This window comes from Romboutsia sp. 1001713B170207_170306_H8, from assembly GCF_015550495.1.
Classification (GTDB): Bacteria; Bacillota; Clostridia; order Peptostreptococcales; family Peptostreptococcaceae; genus Romboutsia_E.
Genome location: NZ_JADNAX010000003.1, coordinates 439,827 through 465,305, shown reverse-complemented (window position 1 = coordinate 465,305; position 25,479 = coordinate 439,827). Strand labels below are relative to the sequence as shown.

Genomic DNA, 25,479 nt, shown 5'->3' with positions numbered 1-25,479 from the left:
GCTATCAAGTAATAAATTGAGTATAAAATTGTCAAAAATAAAAGTCTATTTCATTCAATATGAAATAGACTTTTATTTTTTATTTAATTACTTAGATCAATATTTTTTGATTCAACAAACTTGACAATATATATTTTTAAGACACCCATTATAGGAACTGATAAAATCATTCCAGGTATTCCAAAGAATCCTCCACCTACTGTAACTGCAAGTATTGTTAAAAATGGACTAAGTCCAAGTTGACCTCCAACTATTTTAGGTTCAATTACAGCAACTTCTATTTGCTGAACTAAAATCAAATATATTAAAGAGAACATGGCTATTTTAGGATCATAAAATAAGTTGATTATTACAACTGGCGTCATTCCTATAACAGGACCAAAGTACGGGATTAAGTTCATGAAACCTACTAAAGTACCAAATAGAATGGAATACTTAGATCCTATAAAATAAAGACCTATTGCTGATAATAACCCAACTATAGCTGAATCTAAAATTTTTCCCGAGAAATATTTACCGATATTAGAGTTTAAATTACTACAAATATCTAATATTAAATTTCCAAACTTTCTGCCAAAAACTATGTACACCGATTTTTTAGAAAAAGATAAGAAACTTTCTTTTTCTAAAAGAATATAAAAACATATAATAAATGCTAAACAAAATTGTATTATAAATTTACCTATAGAAAATGTAGTATTGAATATATTACCAATATAACCTATAAATAAGTTGCTAAATTGAGGCATAGCAGACATAATTTTATTCATAACATCTTTTAAGGTATTAGGGTCAATAGTTTTTAAGCTTTCACCAAACTTAAATAAAAAATCTTGAGTTTGCTTAGCATAAGTTGGTAATTGATTTACTATATCAGAAATACTTTCAATTAAAGATGGAACTGTAAAAATTATAAATCCGCCAAGTAAAATAAGAAAAAATCCATAGGTTATAAATAACGAAAATATCCTCTTTAACTTAAGTTTTTTTTCAATAAAATTTACAACTGGATTAAGTATGTAAGCTAATATAAATGCTATTACAAATGGAGTAAGTAATGATAATAATAAGCTTACTATACTAAAAAAATAATCATAGTTATCTATAAATTTAATTAATATATATGAGACAACTACAGTAAGCACAATATTTAAGTAAATCTTTTTTTCTTTCAAAACAACACATCCTTTTAGTCATATAAATTAAATTAACTTCAATATAATTAATAGTAGTATTATACAATAAAAATATTAGCAATACCTATAGATTTTATGAAACTTAATAAATATTTAAGAAAATATATAGGTATAAAAATTATTTTCTAGGAGGTGAATGTTATGGATTATGAAGTAATAGTTAAATACAGTGGAGATATATTATTTCTTGAAAGTAAATTAGGCGTTTCTGTTGAAATACTAACACCTATATATGCTATAATAACGGCCGAAACAGAAGATCAAATTAGGGATTTACTTTCATATCCTCAGATAGAATATATAGAAAAACCATTCATACTTCAAAGTCAAGATACCCAGAGTTTCTCAAGTACAGGTATAAGTAATTTTAAAAATAGAAGTGGATTAACTGGAAAAGGAACTTTACTAGGGATAATTGATTCTGGAATTGATTATACATTGCCAGTATTTAAAGATAGTGAAGGTAAATCAAGAATATTATATTATTGGGATCAAGAAACCCCAGGAAATCCACCAGATGGATTTAAGGAAGGTACATTATATACAAATGAAGATATAAACAATGCAATAGAAAGTCAAAGCATACCAATATCATTATCAAACTTTCATGGAACTCATGTCGCAAGTATAGCATCTCAAATTGCAAGTGAAGCGAATTTAATAGTAGTTAAGGTAGGAAGTAGGACTGTAGATAATTATTCAAGAAGCACGGAATTTATGAGAGCCATAAAGTTTATATTAGATAGGGCTTTAGAATTACAAATGCCAGTGGCAATAAATATGAGCTACGGAAGTAATGAAGGATCTCATAGGGGATTATCATTATTTGATCAATATATAGATGATATGTGCTTATTTTGGAAAAATAATATTGTTGTTGCAGCGGGAAATAATAGGAATAAAGGTGGACATAAAAATATAAAATTAGAAAATGAAATTGAGGAAGTTGAATTTACTATAGGTGAAAATGAAAGAGTCATAAATATAAATATATGGCCTAATTTTGCAGATGATTTTAATGTGTACTTAGTAAATCCTTCAAATCAAAAAACTCAGTCAATTTCTTTAACATCAGGTGAAGTAAGAAATTCAATAGGAACAACAAGAATAAAAGGGTATTTTTATCCTATTGCTCCATATTCATTACAAAGAAGAGTAACATTTCAACTAACAACAAGTAGTCAAATAACACCTGGAATATGGAAAATAGTGTTCGAACCAGTAAAGATAGTAGAAGGGAATATAGATATATATCTTCCAACATCAGAAGGGTTAAGTAAAGATACTAGATTTCTGACTCCAACAACTGAACTTACAGTAACTGTTCCGGGAACAGCAAGTAGAGTTATAACTGTAGGAAGTTATAATTCTAAAACAGATGTTGTTTCTATATTTTCTGGTGAAGGTGATTTCGAAAGATGTGCATTTAAGCCAGATATATTGGCTCCAGGAGAAGAAATATTATCCTACTTACCTGGAGGTAATCAAGGCGCTTTAAGTGGAACTAGTATGGCTACTCCACATGTTACAGGAGTATGTTCTTTACTTTTACAATGGGGAGTTGTAAATAATAATGATCCATTTTTATATTCAGCAAAGCTTAAGGCACTATTATTAAAATCAGCAAGAAGAGTTGAATATATATCTTATCCAAATAGTCTAAGAGGGTATGGGTTATTAAATTTAGCAACACTAGAATTAGATCAATTAGCAGATCTTAATGAAGATTTAGATTATTTTTATAGAAAAAAAACAAGTAGAAGAAAAATAAAGAAAAAGAAAAAAATAAAAAACTATTACTTTAGGCAAAGTAATCTTTTTAATGGAATAATTGTCTTATATGAACCAGGGTTTGAAGAAGAATTAAGGAGAGTTGCTCCAGAAGCCGATTTTTTTAAGTTAAGTGATAAATTTGCAATTGTTTTTTTTAATGAAAGTAACTTAAATGCAATAGCATCATCAATATCTGTTCCTTCTATAACAAGATTACTACCACTTACTAAACTTTCTATATTAGGAAGAATTAATATGGGAACTGAAAATGGAGTTAATGCGAATGAAGAAATTGGAGTTAATTTTTTTAAAAATAATCCAGATATAAACTTAACTGGAAGAGGTGTTTTAATAGGGGTATTTGGAAGTGGAATTGACTATTTGCATCCAGATTTTATATATCCAGATGGAACATCTAAAATATTATATTTATGGGATCAAACAAAAGAAGGAAATCCTCCAGATGGATATACTATAGGAACTGAGTACACTAGAGAACAGATAAATGAAGCTATAGCACAACAAGATTCATCATTATCAACAGATGAGGAAGGATATGGAACTATATTATCTGGAATTTGTGCTGGACTTGGAAATTTAAATAGTGATTATGCAGGAGTTGCAGAAGATGCAGAATTAATAATAGTAAAGTTAGCAAAATTTGATGATATTTATAGTAATGCAATGGCTTTGGTAGCAACTCAATATGCTTATGAAAAAGCAGACCAATTAAATATGCCAATAGTTATTAATAATATATATGGAACAAACTCATTAGCAGGAATAAGCAGTAGAACTTTAAGTGATAAGATATTTTTTAATAGAGGCACTTGTGTAGTTAGCGCAGTGGGAAATGAGGGAAATGCAGAAACGCATACAAGTGGAAGGATATTATTTACAGGTGATAATCAAGATATAGAACTTGAGATAGAAAGTGAAGAAGCTAGTTTGACAATAGAAATATGGTTAAATAAACCAGATACTGCAGAAGCATCTGCTATTAGTCCTACAGGAGAACCAAGCAAACAACCACAAGTAAGCGACTTTTACACATCTGTAGGAAAATTTGATTTAGAGGGTACTATTTATGGAATAACATATATATATCCAACAACTTATTCAGGTCAACAACAAATAATTATAAACCTATTAAATGTAAAAACAGGGATTTGGAAAATTCGCCTAACCGGTGATTATATAACTAATGGAGTGTATAATGCTTACTTACCCAATAGGGTATTATTAAATCCAGGAACTAAATTTAGAAACCCTAGTCCAGAAAAAACTATAAATTACCCAGCTACATATAGTGATGTCATAGCAGTGGGTGCGTATGATAGTATAAATCGTGGTTTATGGCAAGAATCATCGAGAGGGCCTACGATAAGTGGTTTGCTTAAACCGGATATTATAGCTCCAGGTGTAAATATTATAGGACCATATCCTGGAAGTAGATATGCAACCATAACAGGAACTGCAGCATCTGCAAGTTATACTTCAGGATGTGTAGCAATGCTTTTACAATATTTATTAGTAGAAGGTAATTATCCTGATAAAGCCTTTGTTCAAAAAATAAGGACTTTATTTAGAGCAGGTGCCACTAGAAATAATGATAATATATATCCAAATAATAATTATGGATATGGTATTTTAAATATAAGAGGTGTTTTTGAAATACTTAGATAGTGGGGGAGATTATGGGAAAATCATACTCAATAGTATATGTAGGGGATATATCTAATGCTTTAAGTAGAAATGGCTTAAATGATTTTATGGTTTTAAATAATCAACTTACAGTTTTATATACAGATGATGATTTTAATTCATTAAGGCTGAATAGAATAGAAGAAATTGCATGGTGGCAAGAGGGAAGGCCTATTAGTAGTTTGATACAAATTGGGGAAGGTATCTCTGATGGAGAAACAGTATCTAGTGCATCTCAAGTTGAATATATAGAAAATAATCCATATATAACTGTAAAAGGTGAAGGTGTTATGATTGCTATAATAGATTCAGGAATTGATTATTTACATCCGGATTTTATAAATGATGATAACACTAGTAAGATTATTTCTATATGGGACCAAAATGGAAATGAAGATGAAAAAAGTCCTCCTCAAGGCATGATTTTTGGAAGTGAATTTACAAGAGAAGATTTAAATAGGGCAATACTAGAAAATGATCCTAGTCTAACTGTAGATAATATTGGAACGGGAACAATTGCAGCAGGAATAGCTTCTGGATCTGGAAGAAAAAATCCTTTATACAAGGGTGTAGCTCCAAAAAGTGAGTTGGTTGTAGTTAAATTAAGAGAATATGAAGGAACATTTTTAGAGGGTAGAATCAACTATATAAATAATGATTTCTTAGCGGCTATTAAATATATAATAGATGTAGCGGAAAAAGAAAATAAACTGACTATAATAAATTTAACTGTAGGAGAAAGATCAAGATCTGTAATTTTAACTAACTTACTAGATACATTTGAGTTTTTAACCAGAACAGGTATTGTTGTAGTTAGTGGAGCTGGAAATGAAGGTAATACAAATATACACTATGAAGGGATATTAAAAAACTTATCTTCTACGGATGTTATTTTAGAAGTAGGAAATCAAAAAGCATTAGACATAACAATGTGTCCGAATGGACCAGGAAGAAGTGGAGTTCAATTAATATCTCCATCAGGAGAATTAAGTTATAGAGTAGATTATTCTCCTGATAATGAGGTATATAGAGGAAAATTTAATTTAGAAAATACAACTTATGAAATACAAGCAATATATCCATGGCTTTTATCTGGTAATGGAGAAGTGTATATAAAAATAAATAATATAAAGCCAGGTATTTGGACAATAAGAACATTTCCAGAATTTGTGACAACTGGTGAATTTGATTTGTATTTACCAAATGGTAACTTAATTTCTAGCAATACTAAGTTTTTGGACCCAAATTCATTTACAACTATAACTTTATATGGAGCAACTGATAGTGTAATAACAGTAGGAGCATTTAATGACAAAACTAATAGTATGTGGATTGGATCATCAAAAGGTCCTATAAGAGCTAGAACTACAATAAAACCTGATATAGTTGCTCCTGGAGTAGATATTATATCTACGTTTATAAATCAAGAATATATAAAATCTACAGGAACTGGTGTAAGTAGTTCATTAACATGTGGAGTTTTAGCATTAATTATGGAATATATATCACTAGAAGGAGGATATCAAAGAAACTCTTTATTTACTCAAGTTTTAAAAACATACTTAATGCTTGGAGCAACTAAAAGTCCTATATACACATATCCAAATGATTCTCAAGGATATGGAATTTTAAATTTAAGATCAACAATAGAAGCTATAGCAAATAATCTATGAATTTAAAAAAGATAATATATTTTACTATATATTAAAATATATGTAATTTGTAATAATGTGAATTTATCACAAAAAAAAGTTAATAATAATTAAAAAGGCAACAAGAGGTGGTGACTTTGATGCAGGATAAAGCTAAAGCATTAAATGGTGAAAATAATCGTAGATTAGATTTAAAACAAGCTCTTGATAGAGCTATAAATGCACCATTTGCAGATGCCCATGATGTATATTCAGAAACTAATGTTAATATACCATCTGAAGAAAATACATTACAAGCTAAAGATTGGGTAGATAATGGAAGTAGAACTTAATATAATTAAAATAAAAGGGCTATCTAATTAGATAACCCTTTTATTGAGAAGGAACAACTATATATTGCCCTGCTTCTATATTGTAGTCATCTGATATAATATTTATATTTTCTTTATATACAATTTTTCTAAAATATTTTAAGTCTTCATTACTAATATCATAATTATATTTTTTTATAATATCATCTATTGTTTCTCCGGAAACAACGAGATGCTTAGTAAATGTTCTATCTGACATTATTTTATTATAAGCATTTTTATAAGGAATTTCATAAAGTTTTGATACTAAAGGTATATTTTTATATGCATAACTAGAAACTTCATCTAAACAAGTTATATAATCATAAAATCCATCTCTGAAAACTTGAGATATAGATTTATTATTGTCTACATTAGGAGCAATAAAAAATAATACTAATAAAAAGAGTAAACAATACTTCAAATATATCACCTCTTAATTAGTATTATTGACAAAAATATAGGGTTTATATCAAATGAAATATAAACCCTATAATTATATATTTTTATTTAACTGGGTAAAGTTATTATAAATGTACTACCTTTACCGATTTCACTTTCAACAGATATTTTTCCATTATGAAGTTCTATTAGATGTTTAGTTATAGTAAGTCCTAGACCACTACCACCTTTTACTTCAGATGTAGAATCTATAACTTGATTAAACTTATCAAAAATTTTATCAATATTTCTTTGACTTATGCCTATACCAGTATCTTTTACGCTGATTTGAATATAGTCATCTAAATCATTTATAAATACATCAATTTTTCCTCCAGGTGGCGTAAACTTCACTGCATTACCAATTAAATTTACAATACATCTTTCTATTTCATATCTGTCACACTCAATAATTTTTTCTTCTATCATAGTATCTATAGTAAATTCTATACCTTTACTTTCTATATAATCTTTTAATCCTAATATAGTTTCTTCGACTATAAATACAATATCTTCTTCTTTTTTATTGATAATATAGCTGTTACTTTGAAGTTTGCTAGTATCTATTATATTATTAATTATATTTAACAGACGTGTACAGTTTCTTCCCATTATATCCATATAGTAATCAAGTTTATCAGGTGTTAGCTCATTTTTTCTGTTAAAGTCTCTTATTAATTGACCAGTACCGTTAATTACATTTAGTGGAGTTCTAAGTTCGTGAGATAAATTAACAAAGTAGTTATTTTTATTCTTTTCTAATGTAATTAATTTATTAAATAACTTTTTATTTTTTTTCATTTCAGATTTTAGTTCTTTAGTTCTATTTTCAACTAAGTTATCTAGCCTTTTAACTTTTGTCATATTAAATTTAATAATAATTAGTGTAAATATAATGTATCCTAAGATTGCTAACTTACTTTTCCAAAAAGGGGGCTTTATAATAAATGAAACTTTATTTTCGTCACTCATTATGCCATTGTAACTTAAAGCCTTAACTTTAAAAGTATATTTTCCAGGTGATAAATTAGCATAAACTATTTTGTTAGTATGAGATAATACCCAATCGTTATCAGAACCCTCAAGCATATAATAATATTGCACACCGTCTAAATTTTTATAATCATCAACAAAAAAACTTAAAGTAATATTATTCTCAGTAGATTCAAATTTACGATTAGAGATATCTTTATAATTTAAACCTTTAACTTCAAACTTATTGAATATTACATTAGGTTTATATTTAGAAGTATTAATATCTTTAGGTTTGAATATATTAAATCCATTTATACCACCAAAATAAAAATCTCCATTTTTATTTTTAAAGTATGACTTTCCATTAAACTCATTACTTTGAAGTCCATCTATAACTGTATAATTTTCAAACACTTTAGTTTTTGTATTGAATTTAGAGATCCCGCTATTAGTACTCATCCAAAAATTATTGTTAGAGTCGATTAAAATACCATAAATATTATTATTAGGTAATCCATCGTTAGTTGTATAGTGAGTAAACTTTTCTGTACTAGTATCAAAAATATTTAGACCATGACTAGTTCCTATAACTATATTACCAAACATATCTTCAGTTATACTTCTAATTGAATTGTTAGTTATACTAGTATTATCATCTTCTATATTCTTATATACTTTAATAGAATTATCTTTGGGATTTAGTTCTACTAACCCTCCATCTAGAAAACAACCTATATAATATTTTCCGTTTTTACTTTCATAAATATCTCTTATAAATAAATCACTTATAGAATTTTTTATAAGATAATTTGTTATATTAGTTATTTCTTTAGTTTCAATATTCATAACAGCTAAACCTACATTTGTTCCAATCCAAAGGTAGTTTTTGCTATCAACAAATAATGATTTTATCATATTAACAGGTAATCCATCTTCAACTGAAAAGTTTTGGATCGTTTTAGAATTTTTATTAACAATAGTAAGCCCATTTGAAGTACCTATATAAATTTCATTGTTTAGGCCTGTTATATCTTGTATAGTATTATCGCATAAACTACTATTTTCACTAGTTAAAAAGTAACGATCATCATTTTTTTTATTTATTATGTTTACACCTGTTAAACTAGTACCAACCCAAATATACTCATCATCATCTTCATAAATTCCATGTATCATATTACTGCTTAAAGAATTTTTATCAAAGGGATCATACTTATAATGTTGAAAGTTATTATTAGGGTCGAAAATAGAAATCCCTTTATATGTTCCAACCCAAATTAATCCACTTTTATCTTCTATTAAACAGTAGGTTTTATCATCTATAAGGCTATTTTGGTCATAAATTTTATTTTTATAATTTATAAAGTTATCGTTTTCTGTATTATATTTAGATAATCCTCCCTGTGTATTTATCCATAAGTTGCCATTAGAATCTCTTAGTATATCTCTTATAAAATTACTAGGAATAGAATTATTTGAATTTGTATTTGTATAAACTTTAAACTCATAAGTATCAATATCTATTTTAAATAAGCCAGATCCTAAGGTAGCAATCCATATATATTTATTGTCATTATAGAGTCTATATATAGGATAGTCTGAGATAGTATTTATATTATTATTAGTAAATTCTTTAATTTTCTTTAGGTTTTTGTCTAGTTTAACTAAACCACTTTGAGTACCAAGCCAGATATCACCATTAGAATCCTCTTCTATTGAGTGTATATACTGTGTAGGTAAATCATTATTATTATTTAAAATCCTTTCAAATGAATCTGTATTTTTATTATATAAGTTTAACCCATTTGAGGTAGTAACTAATATATCACCAGCTTTAGTAACTAAAATTTCGCATATGCGGTCATTTGACAGTGTTCCATTATTAGACTCTGAAAAATATCTAGTAATATTATCATTTTTAGTATTTATTTTATTTAAACCATTTATAGTAGATACCCATACATATCCTTCATTATCTTCAATTATATCTACAATATAATTGCTGCTAATGGTATTTTTATTATAAATATCGTGAGTATATTTTTCAAAGTTATATCCATTGTATTTATTTAAACCATCATTAGTTCCTATCCAAATATAGCCATTGCTATCTTGAAAAATAGTTTCTACTGTAGATTGGGATAACCCATCTTCAATTGTAATACTTCTGAAATTTATGTTATCAGGAGTATTAGCATAAGATAAAACTGGACTTAAAATAATAATAAATAAAGCTAATAAAAATTTATCTATAAAACTTTTTATGTTCTTTGTCATTATTCACCTCGAGAGCTTATTATGTAATCTATAATTAGACTATATCAAAAAATAGGAAATTAATAAATTATAATTGAGTAATAAAATGTAAAAAACATAAAAAAATAAAGATATTGACTAAAATTTTAGAAGTTGGTATAATCTTCTTACAATATAGTAATACTAGAACTAAAGACTATGATGAGAAGAGTAGATATAAAATTTAGTTTTCAGAGAGTTGGGATAAGGTGTGAGCCCAATACGAAATTTATATTGAAGAACATCTCGGAGTCTCTACCCGAAAGCGATAGCAAGTAGGCCTAGACGGATGATCCCGTTACGATCATAAGCATAGCTTAACTAAGAGGTCATATTTTGACAATTAGGGTGGTACCGCGAGAGTATAGTCTTTCGTCCCTTTATATGGGATGAAAGGCTTTTTTTATTTTTAATAATAACTAAAATAGGGAGGAAATACAAAATGCAAAAACAATTTGTGACTGTAAAAGAACTATACAGAAACCAAAATGAGTATATTGGTAAAACTGTAAAGGTAGCAGGTTGGATAAGAACATCTAGAGGATCAAAAAACTTTGGATTTATAGAATTAAATGACGGAAGTTTCTTTAAGAACATGCAAATAATTTTATCTGATGATAAATTAGAAAACTTTAAAGAAATAACTAAGTTACCAATAAGCTCATCAATAATAGTTGAAGGAGAAGTTGTGTCAACTGAAGGAGCTAAGCAACCAATAGAAATACATGCAGCAAATGTTATAGTAGAAGGTGAATCAGACAGCTCATATCCATTACAAAAGAAGAGACATACGCTTGAGTACTTAAGAACAATAGCGCACTTAAGACCAAGAAGTAACACATTCTCTGCTGTATTTAGAGTAAGAAGTTTAACAGCATATGCTATACACAAATTCTTCCAAGAAAGAAACTTTGTATACTCTCACTCTCCAATAATAACAGGAAGTGACTGTGAGGGTGCAGGGGAAATGTTTAGATTAACAACTATGGATTTAAACAATGTTCCTAAAACAGAAGATGGAAATGTGGATTACTCTAAAGACTTCTTTGGAAAAGAAGCTAACTTAACAGTTAGTGGTCAATTAAATGCCGAAATAATGGCTCTTGCATTTAGAAATGTTTACACATTTGGACCAACATTTAGAGCGGAAAACTCATTTACTGCAAGACATGCATCTGAATTCTGGATGATAGAACCAGAAATAGCATTTGGTGATTTAGAAGATGATATGGAACTTGCTGAAGATATGATAAAATACATAATAAGCTATGTTATGGAGAATGCTCCAGAAGAAATGGAATTCTTCAATAGCTTTATAGATAAAGGCTTATTTGAAAGATTAAATAATGTACTTAACTCTCCATTCAAGAGAATTACATATACTGAAGCTGTAGAAATATTAACTAAATCAGGAGTAGAATTTGAATATCCAGTTACTTGGGGAGATGACTTACAAACTGAACATGAAAGATATATAACAGAGCAAGTATTTAATGCACCTGTATTTGTAACTGATTATCCAAAAGATATAAAAGCATTCTATATGAGAATGAATGAAGATGGAAAAACTGTTAGAGCGATGGACTTATTAGTTCCAGGTGTTGGAGAAATAGTTGGTGGTTCTCAAAGAGAAGAAAGAGAAGACGTATTATTAGAAAGAATTAAAGAACTAGGATTAAAAGAGGAAGATTATTGGTGGTACTTAGAGCTTAGAAAGTATGGAACAGCTACTCATTCTGGATTTGGTTTAGGATTTGAGAGAATGATAATGTACTTAACTGGTATGTCAAATATAAGAGATGTAATACCATTCCCACGTACTCCAAGAAATGCTGAGTTCTAAATTTATATAAAAATTTATTAAAAATTATTTTAAATTAAAAAATCACTGAAATGTAAGTTTGACTTAATTTATATTTCAGTGATTTTTATTATTTAATTGAATATAACGATTTATATTTTACGATAAGAGAAGGTTAGATTTAATAGATTAAAATTGGGTATATAATAGATATAAATTTTGAATGAATGAGGTGAATTATGAATTACACTAATATAAATAAATATGAATTGAAGAATCTATTAGAAAGTGAGAAAGAATGTTTACTTTTAGATGTTAGAACTAAAGAAGAATTTAGTGAGTATAAAATAGAGGGAGCAGTAAACATACCATTACAAGAGTTATTTTTTAATATGGATGATATTGAAAAATATAGAGATAAAAAGATAATAGTGTATTGTAGAAGTGGTCATAGAAGTATTACAGCATGTAATTTGCTTTCAATGGAAGGTTATGATGATCTATATAATTTAGAAATGGGAATAATAGACTATGTGATATAGAAAAATATATATAAATACTTAATTAAAGCTTTCAGTTAAGCTATAGTTAAGTATTTTTTTGTATAATAAATTTAATAATTTTAGCAGTTGGAGGATCGGTATGTATAATAACTATTCTAAGATTAACGGTGTTATGACTAGAAAAACAAAAAATAATGATATTAAAAGGAGAAAATTAAAGATAGAAAATTGTCCTAAATGTGACAGGCATATTTATGATATTGACATTTATTGTAAATATTGTGGGTTTAATTTAGAAGAAACATCAATTTATACTAAAGATGTTACTGTAAGTTGGAATTATAAAGACATTATTAACTATTTTAATATGCCTAAAACCTTAATTACAGCTACATTTGCAACATTTATATTATTTATAATATCAATATTAGGAAAAAATATAATTAGTGATTATATTTCTAATATAGACGATTTAGTAAACCCAATACATATATTATTAGGTTTAAACTTAGGTTCTTTAACTTATTATAAATCAACTATGATGGGGTGGAGTGGAAATGAACTAAAACTTGGTCTAGTTGTTTTTGCTATATTACCTATAATATCAATAGCTATATCTAATTTGATTTTTAATAAAAAAAATATTAAGAACATTAAAGATGTATTTAGGAATTCTTTAGGTGTTGGTATTTCTTATGGGATTATATTATTTATTTTAGCTTTAATCAGTAGAATAAAGATTAACTATTCGTATAACATGATGCAGTATGGATATGCTAATCAATTTAGTTTTGGAGCACTAGAAATGGCAATAAAAGGATTTATATTAGGTTTTTTACCTACATATGTAGTTCTTTATAGAAGAGAATATGAAGATGATAATATGTACCTAGAAATATTTAAAAGAGCTATAAACATGTTGTTAGTAGGTTATATATGTACATTTATAATAATATTTATATTGACTATTGTTGATAAAAGTTATCTGTATAGTTTAGGAATGTCTAGCTATACTGATATATTTAGTAAATTGGTAATAATAGCTCAATTATCAGTTTATATATGGTCATTTGGAAATTTTGTTCCTGTAAGTATTGGAAATAAAGTATTATCATTTGGAAATTTAATAAGTTCAGATTTATATTCAACTATAAATTTAATGCTAATAGCTATGTTTTTCTTATCAACATTAGTAATAATAGTATCAGCTTGCAAATTAGAAAGTAAGTATGGAAAAGAAAAAGGTATAAAACCTATTATATTAATGAGCTCTTTTTATGCTATATTAATTGGAACATTATCTATAACAACAAAATTAATGTTAAACGTAGGTACTGATGGATTAAGTTTTAGTAATTTTGCGACAGCATCAGTAATGGGATTTGGATTAATAGAATCGATGATAATTACATTTATATATAGTTTTGTAATATCTTTAATGGGATATAAGTTAAATATATTTAATTAGTAACGGAGGATAAAAATGAAAAATATAGAAAGTGATAGATTTTCAAATATGAAAGAAAAAATATTAAAAGATAAAAGTGGAAGAGAAAATTATAGAGAGAAAGTTAGAATAAATAATTTAATAAATGAAGCTGAAGACAAAAAAACTTTATTATTAATAGAAATGGGGACTTTATCATATCAGAAGATAAGAGACGGATATTTAAGAGATGATGACTTTAATGAAATCTCTAATGAGATTATAGAACTAGATAAATTTATATATAAGTCTAATTTAGAATTAGAAAAATTAGAAAGTTTGAATCGTATTAATAAATGTGAATGTGGAAACACAATAAAAGATCAAGATAAGTTTTGTTCTGTATGTGGAAAAAATGTAGAAGACATATATGAAGAAGAGACTATAATATGTGACTTATGTGAGACTGAAATTGATGCAGACTCTAATTATTGTGTATGTTGTGGTAAAAAAGTAGAATTAAATTATTAAAATAATATTTGATTTTTAACAAATAAAAGACTAATACCGTATATATAAATATGTGTGTTAGTCTTTTTTATTAAGATTTGTAATTAATTTGAAATATTTTATGAGATGAAAAAACATAGTAGATATGATAAACTATAAGATGTATTTAGATTGGTGGGAGGTAGTGTATGAAAAAAGATGTAAAGTCCAAAGGACATAATTTAGACGATACTTTTAGCATAACTATGGAATTAGAAAGGCCTTTGCTTTACGATGAATTAAGAAATGAAGTATATATTCAAGAACAAAATGAAAAGTCAAGAAGAATAAAAAATAATATATTAAAGTTAATTTTAGGGGTTTTAATTATTAGTATAGTTGGTTTTTTTATATGGGCTAGTGACAGCTATAAGCCACAATCCTTAGCAGAAAATTCACTTGTAAGCGATAGTTCAGTAGAAGTAAATGTAGGAAAATATATAACATTCACACCTAAAAATATAAACCCGACAAAAGGATTTATATTCTATCCAGGAGCTAAGGTTGAACCCGAAGCTTATGCTCCATTATGTAAGGAAATTGCAAGTGAGGGATATGAAGTAGTTATAGTAAAAATGCCTCTTAATTTAGCTATATTGTCTTATAAAAAAGGTGAATCTGTAATAGATGAATATAGTAATATAAAAACATGGGTTATAGGTGGACATTCACTAGGTGGAACTATGGCAGCTAAACTAGCAAGTGAAAATAATATGATAGATGGTGTTGTATTGTTGGCATCTTATCCAATGGGAACAGAACTTAAAGATATGGGCAAAGAAGTAATTTCTATTTGGGGAAGTAAAGATGGTGTAGTTAATTTTGAAAATCTAATAAACTCAAAAGAAAAATTACCTACAGATACTACTTATGTGGAAATTGAAGGAGCTAATCATGCTCAATTCGGTGATTATGGTGAACAAAAAGGAGATCAAACATCGATAATAAGTAGGGAAGAGCAAATAGATGTAGCATCAAAAAATATTATAAGATTTATGAATAAGATAAATTAAATTATAAATAAAAAATGCTTGGGCTAAAACCAAGCATTTTTTATTTTAAAGTTTTTTGTATAGATTAACACTGTTCCAATCGACTTTTTTTATGTCATTCTTAAATGCATCAGTGAACCATTTTATATCTTTAAACCTAATACATCTAATAATAAATAAAAGAGCTAAGTATAAAATCAGATCAGCTAGGACTTGTAATATAAGAAGAGATTCTAAATTTAACAGTGAAAAAGTGAACTTAATTGTATAACTAGAAATAATGATGCATATAATTGGCTTAATAACCCAATCTATTAAATCAAACTCTAAATTAGTAACTTTTAAAAGTCTGTTTATACTTAAGGAAGCATTAAATATGGTACTAGCAAAAAGTACTAGTATAAAACCTTCAATTCCACTTTTGGGGATAAATCCCAAAATAATAATAATTCGAAGAACCATGTCCATGAGATTATATTTTAAGGTATACATTTGTTGGTTTAAAGCATTCAAACTACCGTCAACAATTCTATCAAGATACATTAAAGGTATAAGAGGAGCTAATATTCTCATCATAAATCCACTTTCAGTGTTATTATAAATAGCTAATCCTAGTTCTTTTGAAAATATCATAAATAGACCTGTTGCAAATAATGCTATTAAAAGCGTAAACTTAAAAACTTTTGAAATTATGTAATTAACTCTTTTATTTTTATGTAAAGCATTTGATTCAGCTATTTCAGGTATGATAAGTGTTGAAAAAGAAGCTAAAAATATAGATGGAAAATTAAGTATTGGCATAACCATACCTTTTATCATACCAAATATAGCTATGGAAGACTCATTAGATGATCCATATGACCTAAGTGCATTTGGAATAAGTATATCTTCGACTGTTCTTAAAGAAGTTTGAACATATGCGCTAAATGCTATGGGTAAAGAAATTGAACTTATATCTAATAAAGAACATTTATTATTTAAAGATAATACGCTGGTTGATTTTTTCTTTTTTTCAAATAAATATAATAAATAAGAATATATAGCAGAAAGTATAGAACCTGAAGTCATACCAATTGATACTAAAGCACATGTATAGTCTAATCCTAGAGGTATGAATTTACCTACAAACAAACATATAATTAACATCATAGTAAAAACTTCTACAATATCGGATGTAACACTCTTCATGACTTTTCGAACACCATAAAAGTAACCTGCAAAGCAGCAACATATACCAACAAAAGGCATGCTAAATGCTAAAATTTTAAGGGACATTATTGCTCTAGAATCTTTTATCCATACATTGCTTATAAATTCAGAGCTATTATACAGAAATACAGCAGTAAGAGTTCCAAAGAATAAGGTGTAAATAAATCCTTTACTTACTATATTTTTTATCTTTCCATAATTACCTTTACCAAGTTCTTCAGCGACTAAACGAGTGATAGTAACCCTTATTCCTGAGATAGCTAATGTGCTAGCAACTACATTTATACTCATAATTAGCTGGAAAATACCCATACCTTCTGCACCTATTTTATTCGAAAGATATACTCTAAAAATCATATTAACTAATCCAAATGTCATTGTACTAATTGTAAGTAGCAAAGCGTTTAAAATTAATTTTTTTCTTTTTTTTCTCATAAGTAAATATCTCCTATAAAATTATAAAATACATTGATTAAATGGAATGATATATATATTTATATGCTAATGTAAGTCCAAAATATTATAAAAATAGTATATAAAAAATGGATGAAATAAAACTTCATCCATTTTTTATATACTATTAAATGTTAGTATGTCTTTTTAAGAAATATTTTTTTTGAAAAATCACCTTTTTCTTTTTTTGTTGTGTTTCTAAAATTATTAATCTCTTCTTCTGAATATCCATATTCTTTTCCTATTTCAGTTAATAAATCTATAGATTCTACTATATCACTTAATGATTTACTATCTAAACCATCATAGATTGTAGCTATTAAATTTAAGTATAAAGCTTCTAAAGCCTTTTCTTCTTCTAGTATTTCGTAATCAAATCTTTTACCTAATTCTTTTAGCATATCAGGAATATTATTTCTAACAATTTTATTATATGTCCCCATTATTATTTCCCCCTTTTATAGATATTTAGAAAATATAAAATATGATTTTGGTAAATAAGTTTATTTATATAGTAGTAGATTTCAGAATAAAAGTATACAAAATTTTAAAAAATATAAAAAAGACATAATATAAGGAGTAAAAATATGATAGTTAGATTAGGCTATGTAGCTATAGCGCTTAATTTAGAAAAAACAACATCATCTAGTACACTAACGTATGCTAGATATAATAAGTTGAATGAGGATGAAAGAATTAATAAATTAAAATCTGTAACATACTCAAATATAAAAGCATTAGAAGAGATTTTAAAATATAATATTAATAATAATATTCATTTTTATAGATTAACGTCAAATTTAATTCCATTAGCCACTCATCCTCAGGTAATGTGGGATTATAAAATATATTTTAAAAAAGATTTTGAACATATTGGAAATATAATAAAAAAAAGTAATATGAGAGTTGATTTTCATCCTGATCAGTTCAATGTTATAAACAGTACTAAAAAAATGTTGTTGAAAGTACCTTAATTAACTTAAATACAGCAGTAGATATATTAGAGCTATTAAATTATAAAGAAGGAAAACTTGTTATACATATTGGAAGTTCTCAAGGTGGAAAGGAAGAAAGTATAAATAGATTTATATCAAACTTTAATGAATTTCCTAAAAGGATACAAGAAAGATTAATTTTAGAAAATGACGACAAAGTATTTACTGCAAATGATGCACTGAAGATATGTGAAAAAATTAAAGTACCTATGGTTTTAGATATACATCATCACAATTGCAAAAATGACAATGAAAAAATAGAAGACTTATTAAGTAATATATTTGATACATGGAAAAATGAATCGTTGCCTCCTAAAATGCATTTTTCAACACCTAGAGACTTTGAGAATGATAGAAAGCATGCAGATTATATAAAAGTTGATGACTTTATAAAATTTTTATCTATGGCTAAAGATAGAGTTAATAAAGACTTTGATGTTATGATAGAAGCAAAGAAAAAAGATCAGGCATTATTTAAATTAATAGATGATTTAAAACAATGTAAATTTAAAATAAAATTTATAGATGATTCAACTATTGAATTATAGAATGGAATTTTAAAGATGTTCATTTAGCTAGTTTTAATAAATGAGCATCTTTTTAATTTTGTAAAAAACTAACTAAAAAGCGTAAAAAGTTTAGTATAAGTAAACTGGTGCAAAATTAATATAAACATATGATTAGGAATACTAAACAAAAATAAAATTAATATAAACATTTTGAAAAAAATATAAGTTAAGATGTTGAAAAATACACATTTGTTACTTTTAAATAAAATAAAAAGAAAAATGTTTTAAAATATACTTGAAAAATGTATAAAAAATAAATATAATGTAAAAGTAAGTTTAACAATACTGAATTATGAGAATAGAAATAGTAAGTATAATTTATAACTTATTCAAAACTTAATAAAATAGGAGGTGAAATATTGCAAGATACAAATAAAAATATGGATTCCTTATTTGATTTAGAATATGAAAAAGTACCTTTACTGAAAGGTTTAGAAGAATATTCTAATATGGATATAGCTTGCTTTGATGTACCGGGACATGTAAGAGATAATGGTGTAGAAATTCTGAATAAATATTTTGGAAGAAATATTATGAAAATGGACATAAATTCATCACCATTAATGGATAATGTTTCAAATCCAAGGGGAATTATAAAAGAAGCAGAGGATTTATTGGCAAAAGCATATGATGCAGACTACGCTTTTTTTATAACTAATGGTACTACACAAGGTATACATGCTATGATTTTGAGTTGTATAAATCCAGGAGATAAGATTTTACTTCCTAGAAATGTACATAAATCTGTTATAAATGCACTTATTCTTTCTGGTGGAATTCCAGTTTATATACAGCCTGAGTATGATAATGAGATTGGAATTAGCCTAAATGTAAGTATAAATAATATAAAAAAAGCGTTAGATGAAAATAAAGACATAAAGGTCTTATTTTTATTAAATCCAACATACTATGGTGCATGTACCTCATTGAAAGAAGTTGTTGATATTTGCCATGATAAAAATATTTTGGTACTTGTTGATGAAGCTCATGGGGCACACTTTCCTTTTTATGATGACTTACCACCATCAGCAATGCAATGTGGTGCAGATATGTCAGCTATAAGTATTCATAAAACTGGAGGAGCATTAACTCAAGCATCAGCAATTTTAGTTAAAAGTAAAAATATAGATGAAAAAAAGGTAAAACAAAATATAAACCTATTACAGTCAACATCAGCGTCATATTTACTTATGGCAAGCATAGATGGAGCAAGAGCAAATTTAACCCAAAATGGAGGATCTCAATTATCAAAGGCACTTAATTTAGCAAGATATGCAAAAAGTAAATTAAGTAAAATTAAAGGAATAAGAGTAATTTCTCATGAATTCTTAAAAAAAGATGGAGTAAGTTTTATAGATGAAACTAAGCTATGTATAAATGTAGCAGGGTTAAATTTGAGTGGATTTGAAGTTTATGAGTTACTATATAAAGATTTTGGAGTACAAGTTGAACTAGGAGATATGTACAATATATTAGCGCTTATATCTATTGGAACAACTAAGCAAGATATAGACAAACTTATAAAATCTATTTCAATTATTTCTAGGATACATAAGAAACAAAGTTCAAGTAGTGAAATAAATATAAGACAAATAATTCCAAGGGTGGAAATTAGTCCAAGGGAAGCTTTTTACTCTATCAAAGAAAGTATATCTTTAGATAAAAGTATAAATAAAATTTGTGCAGAGTCAATTATGGCGTATCCTCCCGGGATACCAATAATATCTCCAGGAGAGATAATAACAAGTGAAATTATAGAGTATATAAAATTATTAAAAGATAACAATGCGTACTTAACTGATATGAAAGATAAAGAATTAAAAAATATATTAGTAGTAAAATAGCAATTTAAAATTAAATAGAAAGTAGGTAAACTAGTATGAAGTTTGAAACATTAGGTAGACACATCTTAGTAGAATATTACAACTGTGATGAGGAAGTACTTAGAGATCCTAAGCTTATAGAAAAGTTTATGAATGATTCAGCTCTAAATGCTAAAGCAACTATTGTTGATTCAGTATTTCACCATTTTAATCCTTGGGGAGTATCAGGTGCAGTTATAATAGCAGAATCTCATTTAACTATACATACTTGGCCAGAATATGGATATGCAGCTGCAGATTTCTTTACATGTGGAGATATAGATCCATGGAAAAGTTTTGAGTTATTAGAAGAACTTTTAAAAGCAGAAAGAAGTGAATCTACTGAAATTCCAAGGGGATTAACATCAAAAATAAAAAAGTTTGCAAAAAAAGATTTAGGCAATATTACTCATAAGCCAGAAGCTGTATAAATAATAAATACCTAAATTAAAAATAAATAAAAAATAAAATAAATAAAAATAAATTTGGACTAACATTATAACATAAAAAAGAGAAATTTTCAAATTGATGATAAATTAAATAATGTTAATTATATAAATAAAAATAAATAAAATAAATTTGGAGGAATAGTATGGAGCTTTGGTATACAGAAGAATGGACTGACAATGTTCGTTTTTCAATAAAGACAGATAAGCATTTATTCAGTAAACAGTCAGAGTTTCAAAGAGTAGATGTATTTGAGAGTAAGGAATTTGGAAAGTTTTTAACCTTAGATGGACTTATGATGGTAAATTATAAAGATGAATTCATATACCATGATATGATAGTTCATGTGCCAATGGCTACTAATATGAATATAAAAAATATCTTAGTTATAGGTGGCGGAGATGGAGGTACAGTTAGAGAACTTACTAGATATCCTCAAATAGAAAAAATAGACATGGTTGAAATTGATAAAATGGTTGTAGATGTATCTAGAGAATTTATAGATATATGTGCGTGTAAATTAGATGATAAAAGAGTAAGTTTATACTATGAAGATGGTGTGGCTTTTGTTAAAAAGTCAAAAGATAAATTTTACGATTTAATAATAGTTGATTCAACTGACCCTATAGGACCAGGAGAAGGATTATTCTCAGTAGATTTTTATAATGATTGTTATAGAATATTAACAGATGAAGGTATACTTGTAAATCAAAATGAAAGCCCTTACTTTGATTTTAATGCTAGAGAAATGAAAAGAGCAAATGCTAAGATATCAGAGATATTTGAAATAGCTAAGGTTTATCAGGCTCATATACCAACATATCCATCAGGGCACTGGTTATTTGGATTTGCATCGAAAAAGTTAGATCCAATAAAAGACCAAAATGTAAAAGGTTGGGAAAGTTTAAATCTAAAAACTAAGTACTATAATAGCGAAGTGCATGTAGGTGCATTTATGTTACCTCAGTATGTAAAGGATATGTTAGATGAAAAATAAATTTTCTCATGTAAGCACATTTATGAGCATGGATGACTCTTATGAAGATTCAGATTTAATAGTTTTTGGAGTAGGATTTGATGGAACTACTTCAAATAGACCAGGTACTAGATTTGCAAGTAGTGCGATGAGACCTGAATTTTACGGATTAGAAACATACAGTCCAATGTTAGATCTTGATTTAGATGACTTTAATATTTGCGATATAGGTGACTTAGAGTTAAGTATAGGAAATACAGACTTAGTATTAGAAGAAATATACGAAGGATGTAAAAAAATAGTACAGGATAATAAAATACCTTTTATGATTGGTGGAGAACATTTAGTTACATTACCAGCATTTAAAGCAGTTTATGAAAAATATAGAGATATATATGTACTTCACTTTGATGCTCATACAGATCTTAGAGATGAATATAATAATAATAAGCATTCTCATGCAACAGTAATAAAAAGAATTTGGGATATTACTGGAGATAATAGAATATATCAATTCGGTATAAGATCGGGTACTAAGGAAGAGTTTGATTTTGCATTAAAAGAAAAACATACATATATGGAAGTATCGTCAATCGATACATTTGAAAAAGTTGTAAAAAGTTTAGATAAAAAGAATATATATTTAACAATAGATTTGGACGTACTAGATCCATCTATATTTCCAGGAACAGGAACTCCAGAACCTGGAGGTATAACATATAGAGAGTTTGAAAATATATTTAAAATCTTAAAAGATTCAAATATAAATTTAGTAGGATGCGATATAGTAGAGTTAAGTCCTGACTACGATGACACAAATGTATCAACAGTGACGGCATGTAAAATATTAAGAGAATTAGCTTTAGTAGCTCTAGATAAGCATAATAAACAAAATCAAGGAGGAATTGAAAAATGGCAAGACATTTATTCACTTCAGAATCAGTAACAGAAGGTCATCCAGATAAAATATGTGACCAAATATCAGACGCTATATTAGATGCATTATTAGAAAAAGATAGTGCATCAAGAGTAGCATGTGAAACTACAGTAACTACAGGATTAGTGCTTGTTGCAGGGGAAATAAGTACTAATGCATATGTAGATATACCTAAGTTAGTAAGAAAAACAGTTAAAGAAATAGGTTATGATAGAGCGAAATATGGATTTGATTGTGACACTTGTGCGGTAATAACTTCTATAGATGAGCAATCAGGGGATATAGCTATGGGTGTTGATGAAGCTTTAGAAAACAAATCAGGGGAAAGTGTAGAAGATGAAATAGAAAAGGTTGGAGCGGGAGACCAAGGTATAATGTTTGGTTTTGCATGTGATGAAACTGAAGAATTAATGCCTCTACCAATATCTTTAGCTCATAAATTAGCAAGAAAGTTAACTGAAGTTAGAAAATCAGGGTTACTAAGTTATTTAAGACCTGATGGAAAGACTCAAGTAACAGTAGAATATGAAGGAAATACACCTGTGAGAGTGCATACCGTTTTAATTTCTACACAACACGGAGAAGAAGTAAGTAACGAAACTATAAGAGAAGATTTAATCAATCATGTAATAAAAGCTGTTATACCAAATGAATTATTAGATGAAGAAACTATGATATACATAAATCCAACTGGCAGATTCGTTATAGGTGGACCACAAGGAGATACAGGTCTTACAGGTAGAAAAATAATAATAGATACTTATGGAGGATACTCAAGACATGGTGGTGGGGCATTCTCTGGAAAAGATCCTACAAAGGTTGATAGATCAGCAGCTTACGCTGCTAGATATGTTGCTAAAAATATAGTTGCAGCAGGTCTTGCAAACAAATGTGAGATAGAGCTTGCTTATGCAATTGGTGTAGCAAAACCTTTATCTATATTTATAGATACTTTTGGAACTGGCAAAGTTAGCGAAGAAAAATTAGTTGAATTAGTTAACAGTAACTTTGATTTAAGACCAGGTGCAATAATAAGAGATTTAGATCTTAGAAAACCAATGTATAGAAATGTTGCAGCTTATGGACACTTTGGTAGAACAGACTTAGATTTACCATGGGAAAGAACTGATAAAGCTGAAATATTAAAACAGCAAGCATTAGAAATTACAATGGCTTAAATATAAATATTAAAATTCACGCAAAAATTTAGAATATATAGTTAAGTTTAAAATATGTAAGTAGGTTGGCTATGTCAGAGTTTTATCTGATGTAGCCATTTTTGTTATGTAAAGTATAGGTATATAAATAAGATTATTAGCTATCACTAAAAATTTATACGTAACATAATATATATTAAAATAATAGCGTCAAGGGGGAAACACTAATGGACTGTATAAAAATAAAAGAGGGAACTTCCTTAATTAGAGTTCTTAATTCATTACCACAAGTTAATGCTATAGATGTATATATTAATAAAAGACTAGCAATTAGTAATTTACAATATAAACAATTTTCTAATTATATAACATTGCCAGAAGGTGATTATAGAATAGATGTATTTGTAAGTCAATCAACTGATCAACCAATAATAAGTGGTAGTCTAGATTTAGAAGATGGTCAGATATTAACTATAGCATCTATAGGTAATATAGGTGATTTAGGATTATTAGTTATTAGTGATCACGTGGATAAAGAAGTAATACATGATAAAAGTGCATTTAGAATAGTGCAACTATCACCTAACCTACCTTCAGTAAATGTATTAGTTAATAATAAAGATTTAGTCGAAGGATTAGAATATAAGCAAAATATAAGTTATGTAGATGCAAGACCTAATCAGTATACTATTGATTTATACTTAACTGAGAATAATGTATCAGTTTTATCTTTTGGAGCAGTATTAAAGCCAAATAGAATTTACACTTTGTATATAGTAGGAGAATATCCTGATTTATCGGATATTCAATCAGTTGATGTTAATACTTATTTATGTAGATAAGTTAGTTTTATTAAAAGAAGAGAAATCCTATGTATGAATAAACTTATATACATAGGATTTCTTATTTTAGATTTTTACTTTAACTCGATAATAAATGCTTGAGATTGTGGTGGGATACTCATAGTCATTATAGGTGAGTGATATGAACCAATTAAGTCACCAACTTGTAAATCATCTATAGATATTTCGTTGTAAAATTCGTCCATAACTAAAGTTGTATCGCTTACTATTAGTATAAAAGATGTATAAATATTAGACACATCTGTAGCAAATGTTATAAAGGTAAGTCGATGTTGCATATCATACCTTATTTCAGTTACAGTTCCCATTCTAAAAGCACAGCATTTCATAAGAAGCTCCTCCTAATATATATGA

20 protein-coding genes, 1 pseudogene and 1 other annotated feature are annotated in these 25,479 nt (G+C 27.3%); of the genes and pseudogenes, 15 read left to right on the top strand and 6 right to left on the bottom strand.

Annotation, left to right across the window (positions count from 1 at the left end):
- Positions 1-83: 83 nt before the first annotated feature.
- Positions 84-1,175, bottom strand: coding sequence for an AI-2E family transporter (locus tag I2A66_RS09340; protein ID WP_122638575.1), 1,092 nt, complete (start codon positions 1,173-1,175; stop codon positions 84-86).
- 162 nt (positions 1,176-1,337) lie between these two features.
- On the opposite strand from I2A66_RS09340, the gene cspBA reads away from it, so the two are divergent.
- The 3 genes from cspBA (at position 1,338) to I2A66_RS09325 (ending at position 6,657) form a co-directional block, all read left to right on the top strand.
- Positions 1,338-4,655 (top strand): bifunctional germination protease/germinant receptor pseudoprotease CspBA, encoded by a 3,318-nt coding sequence (gene cspBA, locus I2A66_RS09335; RefSeq protein ID WP_207734756.1) that lies wholly within the window; start codon positions 1,338-1,340, stop codon positions 4,653-4,655.
- A gap of 11 nt (positions 4,656-4,666) precedes the next feature.
- Positions 4,667-6,346, top strand: coding sequence for a bile acid germinant receptor pseudoprotease CspC (gene cspC, locus I2A66_RS09330; protein WP_147515788.1), 1,680 nt, complete (start codon positions 4,667-4,669; stop codon positions 6,344-6,346).
- A 119-nt stretch (positions 6,347-6,465) separates the two neighbouring features.
- On the top strand, positions 6,466-6,657 hold the full coding sequence (locus I2A66_RS09325; protein WP_122638578.1) for a CDIF630_02480 family spore surface protein: 192 nt from the start codon (positions 6,466-6,468) through the stop codon (positions 6,655-6,657).
- Positions 6,658-6,697: 40 nt separating this feature from the next.
- Here the strand turns inward: I2A66_RS09325 and I2A66_RS09320 are convergent, their stop codons facing one another.
- Complete coding sequence (locus I2A66_RS09320) at positions 6,698-7,099, bottom strand: hypothetical protein (protein WP_147515789.1); 402 nt, start codon at positions 7,097-7,099, stop codon at positions 6,698-6,700.
- 86 nt (positions 7,100-7,185) lie between these two features.
- Positions 7,186-10,368: a ligand-binding sensor domain-containing protein gene (locus I2A66_RS09315; RefSeq protein ID WP_122638580.1), complete on the bottom strand. Its 3,183-nt coding sequence runs from the start codon at positions 10,366-10,368 to the stop codon at positions 7,186-7,188.
- A 168-nt stretch (positions 10,369-10,536) separates the two neighbouring features.
- Positions 10,537-10,769: a binding site (T-box leader), on the top strand.
- A gap of 59 nt (positions 10,770-10,828) precedes the next feature.
- On the opposite strand from I2A66_RS09315, the gene asnS reads away from it, so the two are divergent.
- The 5 genes from asnS (at position 10,829) to I2A66_RS09290 (ending at position 15,678) form a co-directional block, all read left to right on the top strand.
- Positions 10,829-12,229, top strand: a complete 1,401-nt coding sequence (gene asnS, locus I2A66_RS09310) for an asparagine--tRNA ligase (protein ID WP_122638581.1) — start codon at positions 10,829-10,831, stop codon at positions 12,227-12,229.
- A gap of 197 nt (positions 12,230-12,426) precedes the next feature.
- Complete coding sequence (locus I2A66_RS09305) at positions 12,427-12,729, top strand: rhodanese-like domain-containing protein (RefSeq protein WP_122638582.1); 303 nt, start codon at positions 12,427-12,429, stop codon at positions 12,727-12,729.
- 100 nt (positions 12,730-12,829) lie between these two features.
- Positions 12,830-14,158: a hypothetical protein gene (locus tag I2A66_RS09300; RefSeq protein ID WP_195251496.1), complete on the top strand. Its 1,329-nt coding sequence runs from the start codon at positions 12,830-12,832 to the stop codon at positions 14,156-14,158.
- Positions 14,159-14,173: 15 nt separating this feature from the next.
- Entirely contained in the window at positions 14,174-14,647 is a 474-nt protein-coding gene (locus I2A66_RS09295) for a zinc ribbon domain-containing protein (RefSeq protein WP_147515792.1), read from the top strand.
- A 167-nt stretch (positions 14,648-14,814) separates the two neighbouring features.
- Positions 14,815-15,678, top strand: coding sequence for an alpha/beta hydrolase (locus I2A66_RS09290; protein WP_164488956.1), 864 nt, complete (start codon positions 14,815-14,817; stop codon positions 15,676-15,678).
- Positions 15,679-15,723: 45 nt separating this feature from the next.
- On the opposite strand, the gene I2A66_RS09285 is transcribed toward I2A66_RS09290, so the two are convergent.
- Complete coding sequence (locus tag I2A66_RS09285; protein ID WP_147515793.1) at positions 15,724-17,301, bottom strand: oligosaccharide flippase family protein; 1,578 nt, start codon at positions 17,299-17,301, stop codon at positions 15,724-15,726.
- 152 nt (positions 17,302-17,453) lie between these two features.
- Positions 17,454-17,762 carry a hypothetical protein gene (locus I2A66_RS09280; protein ID WP_147515794.1) on the bottom strand — a complete coding sequence of 103 codons (309 nt, stop codon included), beginning with the start codon at positions 17,760-17,762 and terminating at the stop codon, positions 17,454-17,456.
- Between the two features lie 144 nt (positions 17,763-17,906).
- Here I2A66_RS09280 and uvsE point away from each other — a divergent pair.
- From uvsE to I2A66_RS09245, 7 genes and pseudogenes are all read left to right on the top strand, one after another.
- Positions 17,907-18,862, top strand: a pseudogene (gene uvsE / locus I2A66_RS17870) (UV DNA damage repair endonuclease UvsE).
- Positions 18,863-19,242: 380 nt separating this feature from the next.
- Positions 19,243-20,727, top strand: coding sequence for an aminotransferase class I/II-fold pyridoxal phosphate-dependent enzyme (locus I2A66_RS09270; RefSeq protein WP_243113302.1), 1,485 nt, complete (start codon positions 19,243-19,245; stop codon positions 20,725-20,727).
- Positions 20,728-20,762: 35 nt separating this feature from the next.
- Positions 20,763-21,176, top strand: a complete 414-nt coding sequence (gene speD / locus I2A66_RS09265; protein ID WP_122638588.1) for an adenosylmethionine decarboxylase — start codon at positions 20,763-20,765, stop codon at positions 21,174-21,176.
- Positions 21,177-21,337: 161 nt separating this feature from the next.
- Entirely contained in the window at positions 21,338-22,189 is an 852-nt protein-coding gene (gene speE, locus I2A66_RS09260; RefSeq protein ID WP_122638589.1) for a polyamine aminopropyltransferase, read from the top strand.
- On the top strand, positions 22,179-23,114 hold the full coding sequence (gene speB / locus I2A66_RS09255) for an agmatinase (RefSeq protein ID WP_122638590.1): 936 nt from the start codon (positions 22,179-22,181) through the stop codon (positions 23,112-23,114). The genes speE and speB overlap by 11 nt, the downstream gene beginning before the upstream one ends.
- Complete coding sequence (metK, locus tag I2A66_RS09250; RefSeq protein WP_122638591.1) at positions 23,081-24,283, top strand: methionine adenosyltransferase; 1,203 nt, start codon at positions 23,081-23,083, stop codon at positions 24,281-24,283. Before speB ends, metK begins: the two co-directional genes overlap by 34 nt.
- A 206-nt stretch (positions 24,284-24,489) precedes the next feature.
- Complete coding sequence (locus I2A66_RS09245) at positions 24,490-25,104, top strand: DUF4397 domain-containing protein (RefSeq protein ID WP_195251494.1); 615 nt, start codon at positions 24,490-24,492, stop codon at positions 25,102-25,104.
- 74 nt (positions 25,105-25,178) lie between these two features.
- Here I2A66_RS09245 and I2A66_RS09240 read toward each other — a convergent pair whose 3' ends face one another.
- Entirely contained in the window at positions 25,179-25,454 is a 276-nt protein-coding gene (locus tag I2A66_RS09240; RefSeq protein WP_147515796.1) for a hypothetical protein, read from the bottom strand.
- Positions 25,455-25,479: the final 25 nt, after the last annotated feature.

Coding starts and splice junctions, on each gene's coding strand:
- cspBA (WP_207734756.1), top strand. CDS start 1,338: ATGGATTATGAAGTAATAGTTAAATACAGTGGAGATATATTATTTCTT.
- cspC (WP_147515788.1), top strand. CDS start 4,667: ATGGGAAAATCATACTCAATAGTATATGTAGGGGATATATCTAATGCT.
- I2A66_RS09325 (WP_122638578.1), top strand. CDS start 6,466: ATGCAGGATAAAGCTAAAGCATTAAATGGTGAAAATAATCGTAGATTA.
- I2A66_RS09315 (WP_122638580.1), bottom strand. CDS start 10,368: ATGACAAAGAACATAAAAAGTTTTATAGATAAATTTTTATTAGCTTTA.
- asnS (WP_122638581.1), top strand. CDS start 10,829: ATGCAAAAACAATTTGTGACTGTAAAAGAACTATACAGAAACCAAAAT.
- I2A66_RS09305 (WP_122638582.1), top strand. CDS start 12,427: ATGAATTACACTAATATAAATAAATATGAATTGAAGAATCTATTAGAA.
- I2A66_RS09300 (WP_195251496.1), top strand. CDS start 12,830: ATGTATAATAACTATTCTAAGATTAACGGTGTTATGACTAGAAAAACA.
- I2A66_RS09295 (WP_147515792.1), top strand. CDS start 14,174: ATGAAAAATATAGAAAGTGATAGATTTTCAAATATGAAAGAAAAAATA.
- I2A66_RS09290 (WP_164488956.1), top strand. CDS start 14,815: ATGAAAAAAGATGTAAAGTCCAAAGGACATAATTTAGACGATACTTTT.
- I2A66_RS09285 (WP_147515793.1), bottom strand. CDS start 17,301: ATGAGAAAAAAAAGAAAAAAATTAATTTTAAACGCTTTGCTACTTACA.
- I2A66_RS09280 (WP_147515794.1), bottom strand. CDS start 17,762: ATGGGGACATATAATAAAATTGTTAGAAATAATATTCCTGATATGCTA.
- speD (WP_122638588.1), top strand. CDS start 20,763: ATGAAGTTTGAAACATTAGGTAGACACATCTTAGTAGAATATTACAAC.
- speE (WP_122638589.1), top strand. CDS start 21,338: ATGGAGCTTTGGTATACAGAAGAATGGACTGACAATGTTCGTTTTTCA.
- speB (WP_122638590.1), top strand. CDS start 22,179: ATGAAAAATAAATTTTCTCATGTAAGCACATTTATGAGCATGGATGAC.
- metK (WP_122638591.1), top strand. CDS start 23,081: ATGGCAAGACATTTATTCACTTCAGAATCAGTAACAGAAGGTCATCCA.
- I2A66_RS09245 (WP_195251494.1), top strand. CDS start 24,490: ATGGACTGTATAAAAATAAAAGAGGGAACTTCCTTAATTAGAGTTCTT.
- I2A66_RS09240 (WP_147515796.1), bottom strand. CDS start 25,454: ATGAAATGCTGTGCTTTTAGAATGGGAACTGTAACTGAAATAAGGTAT.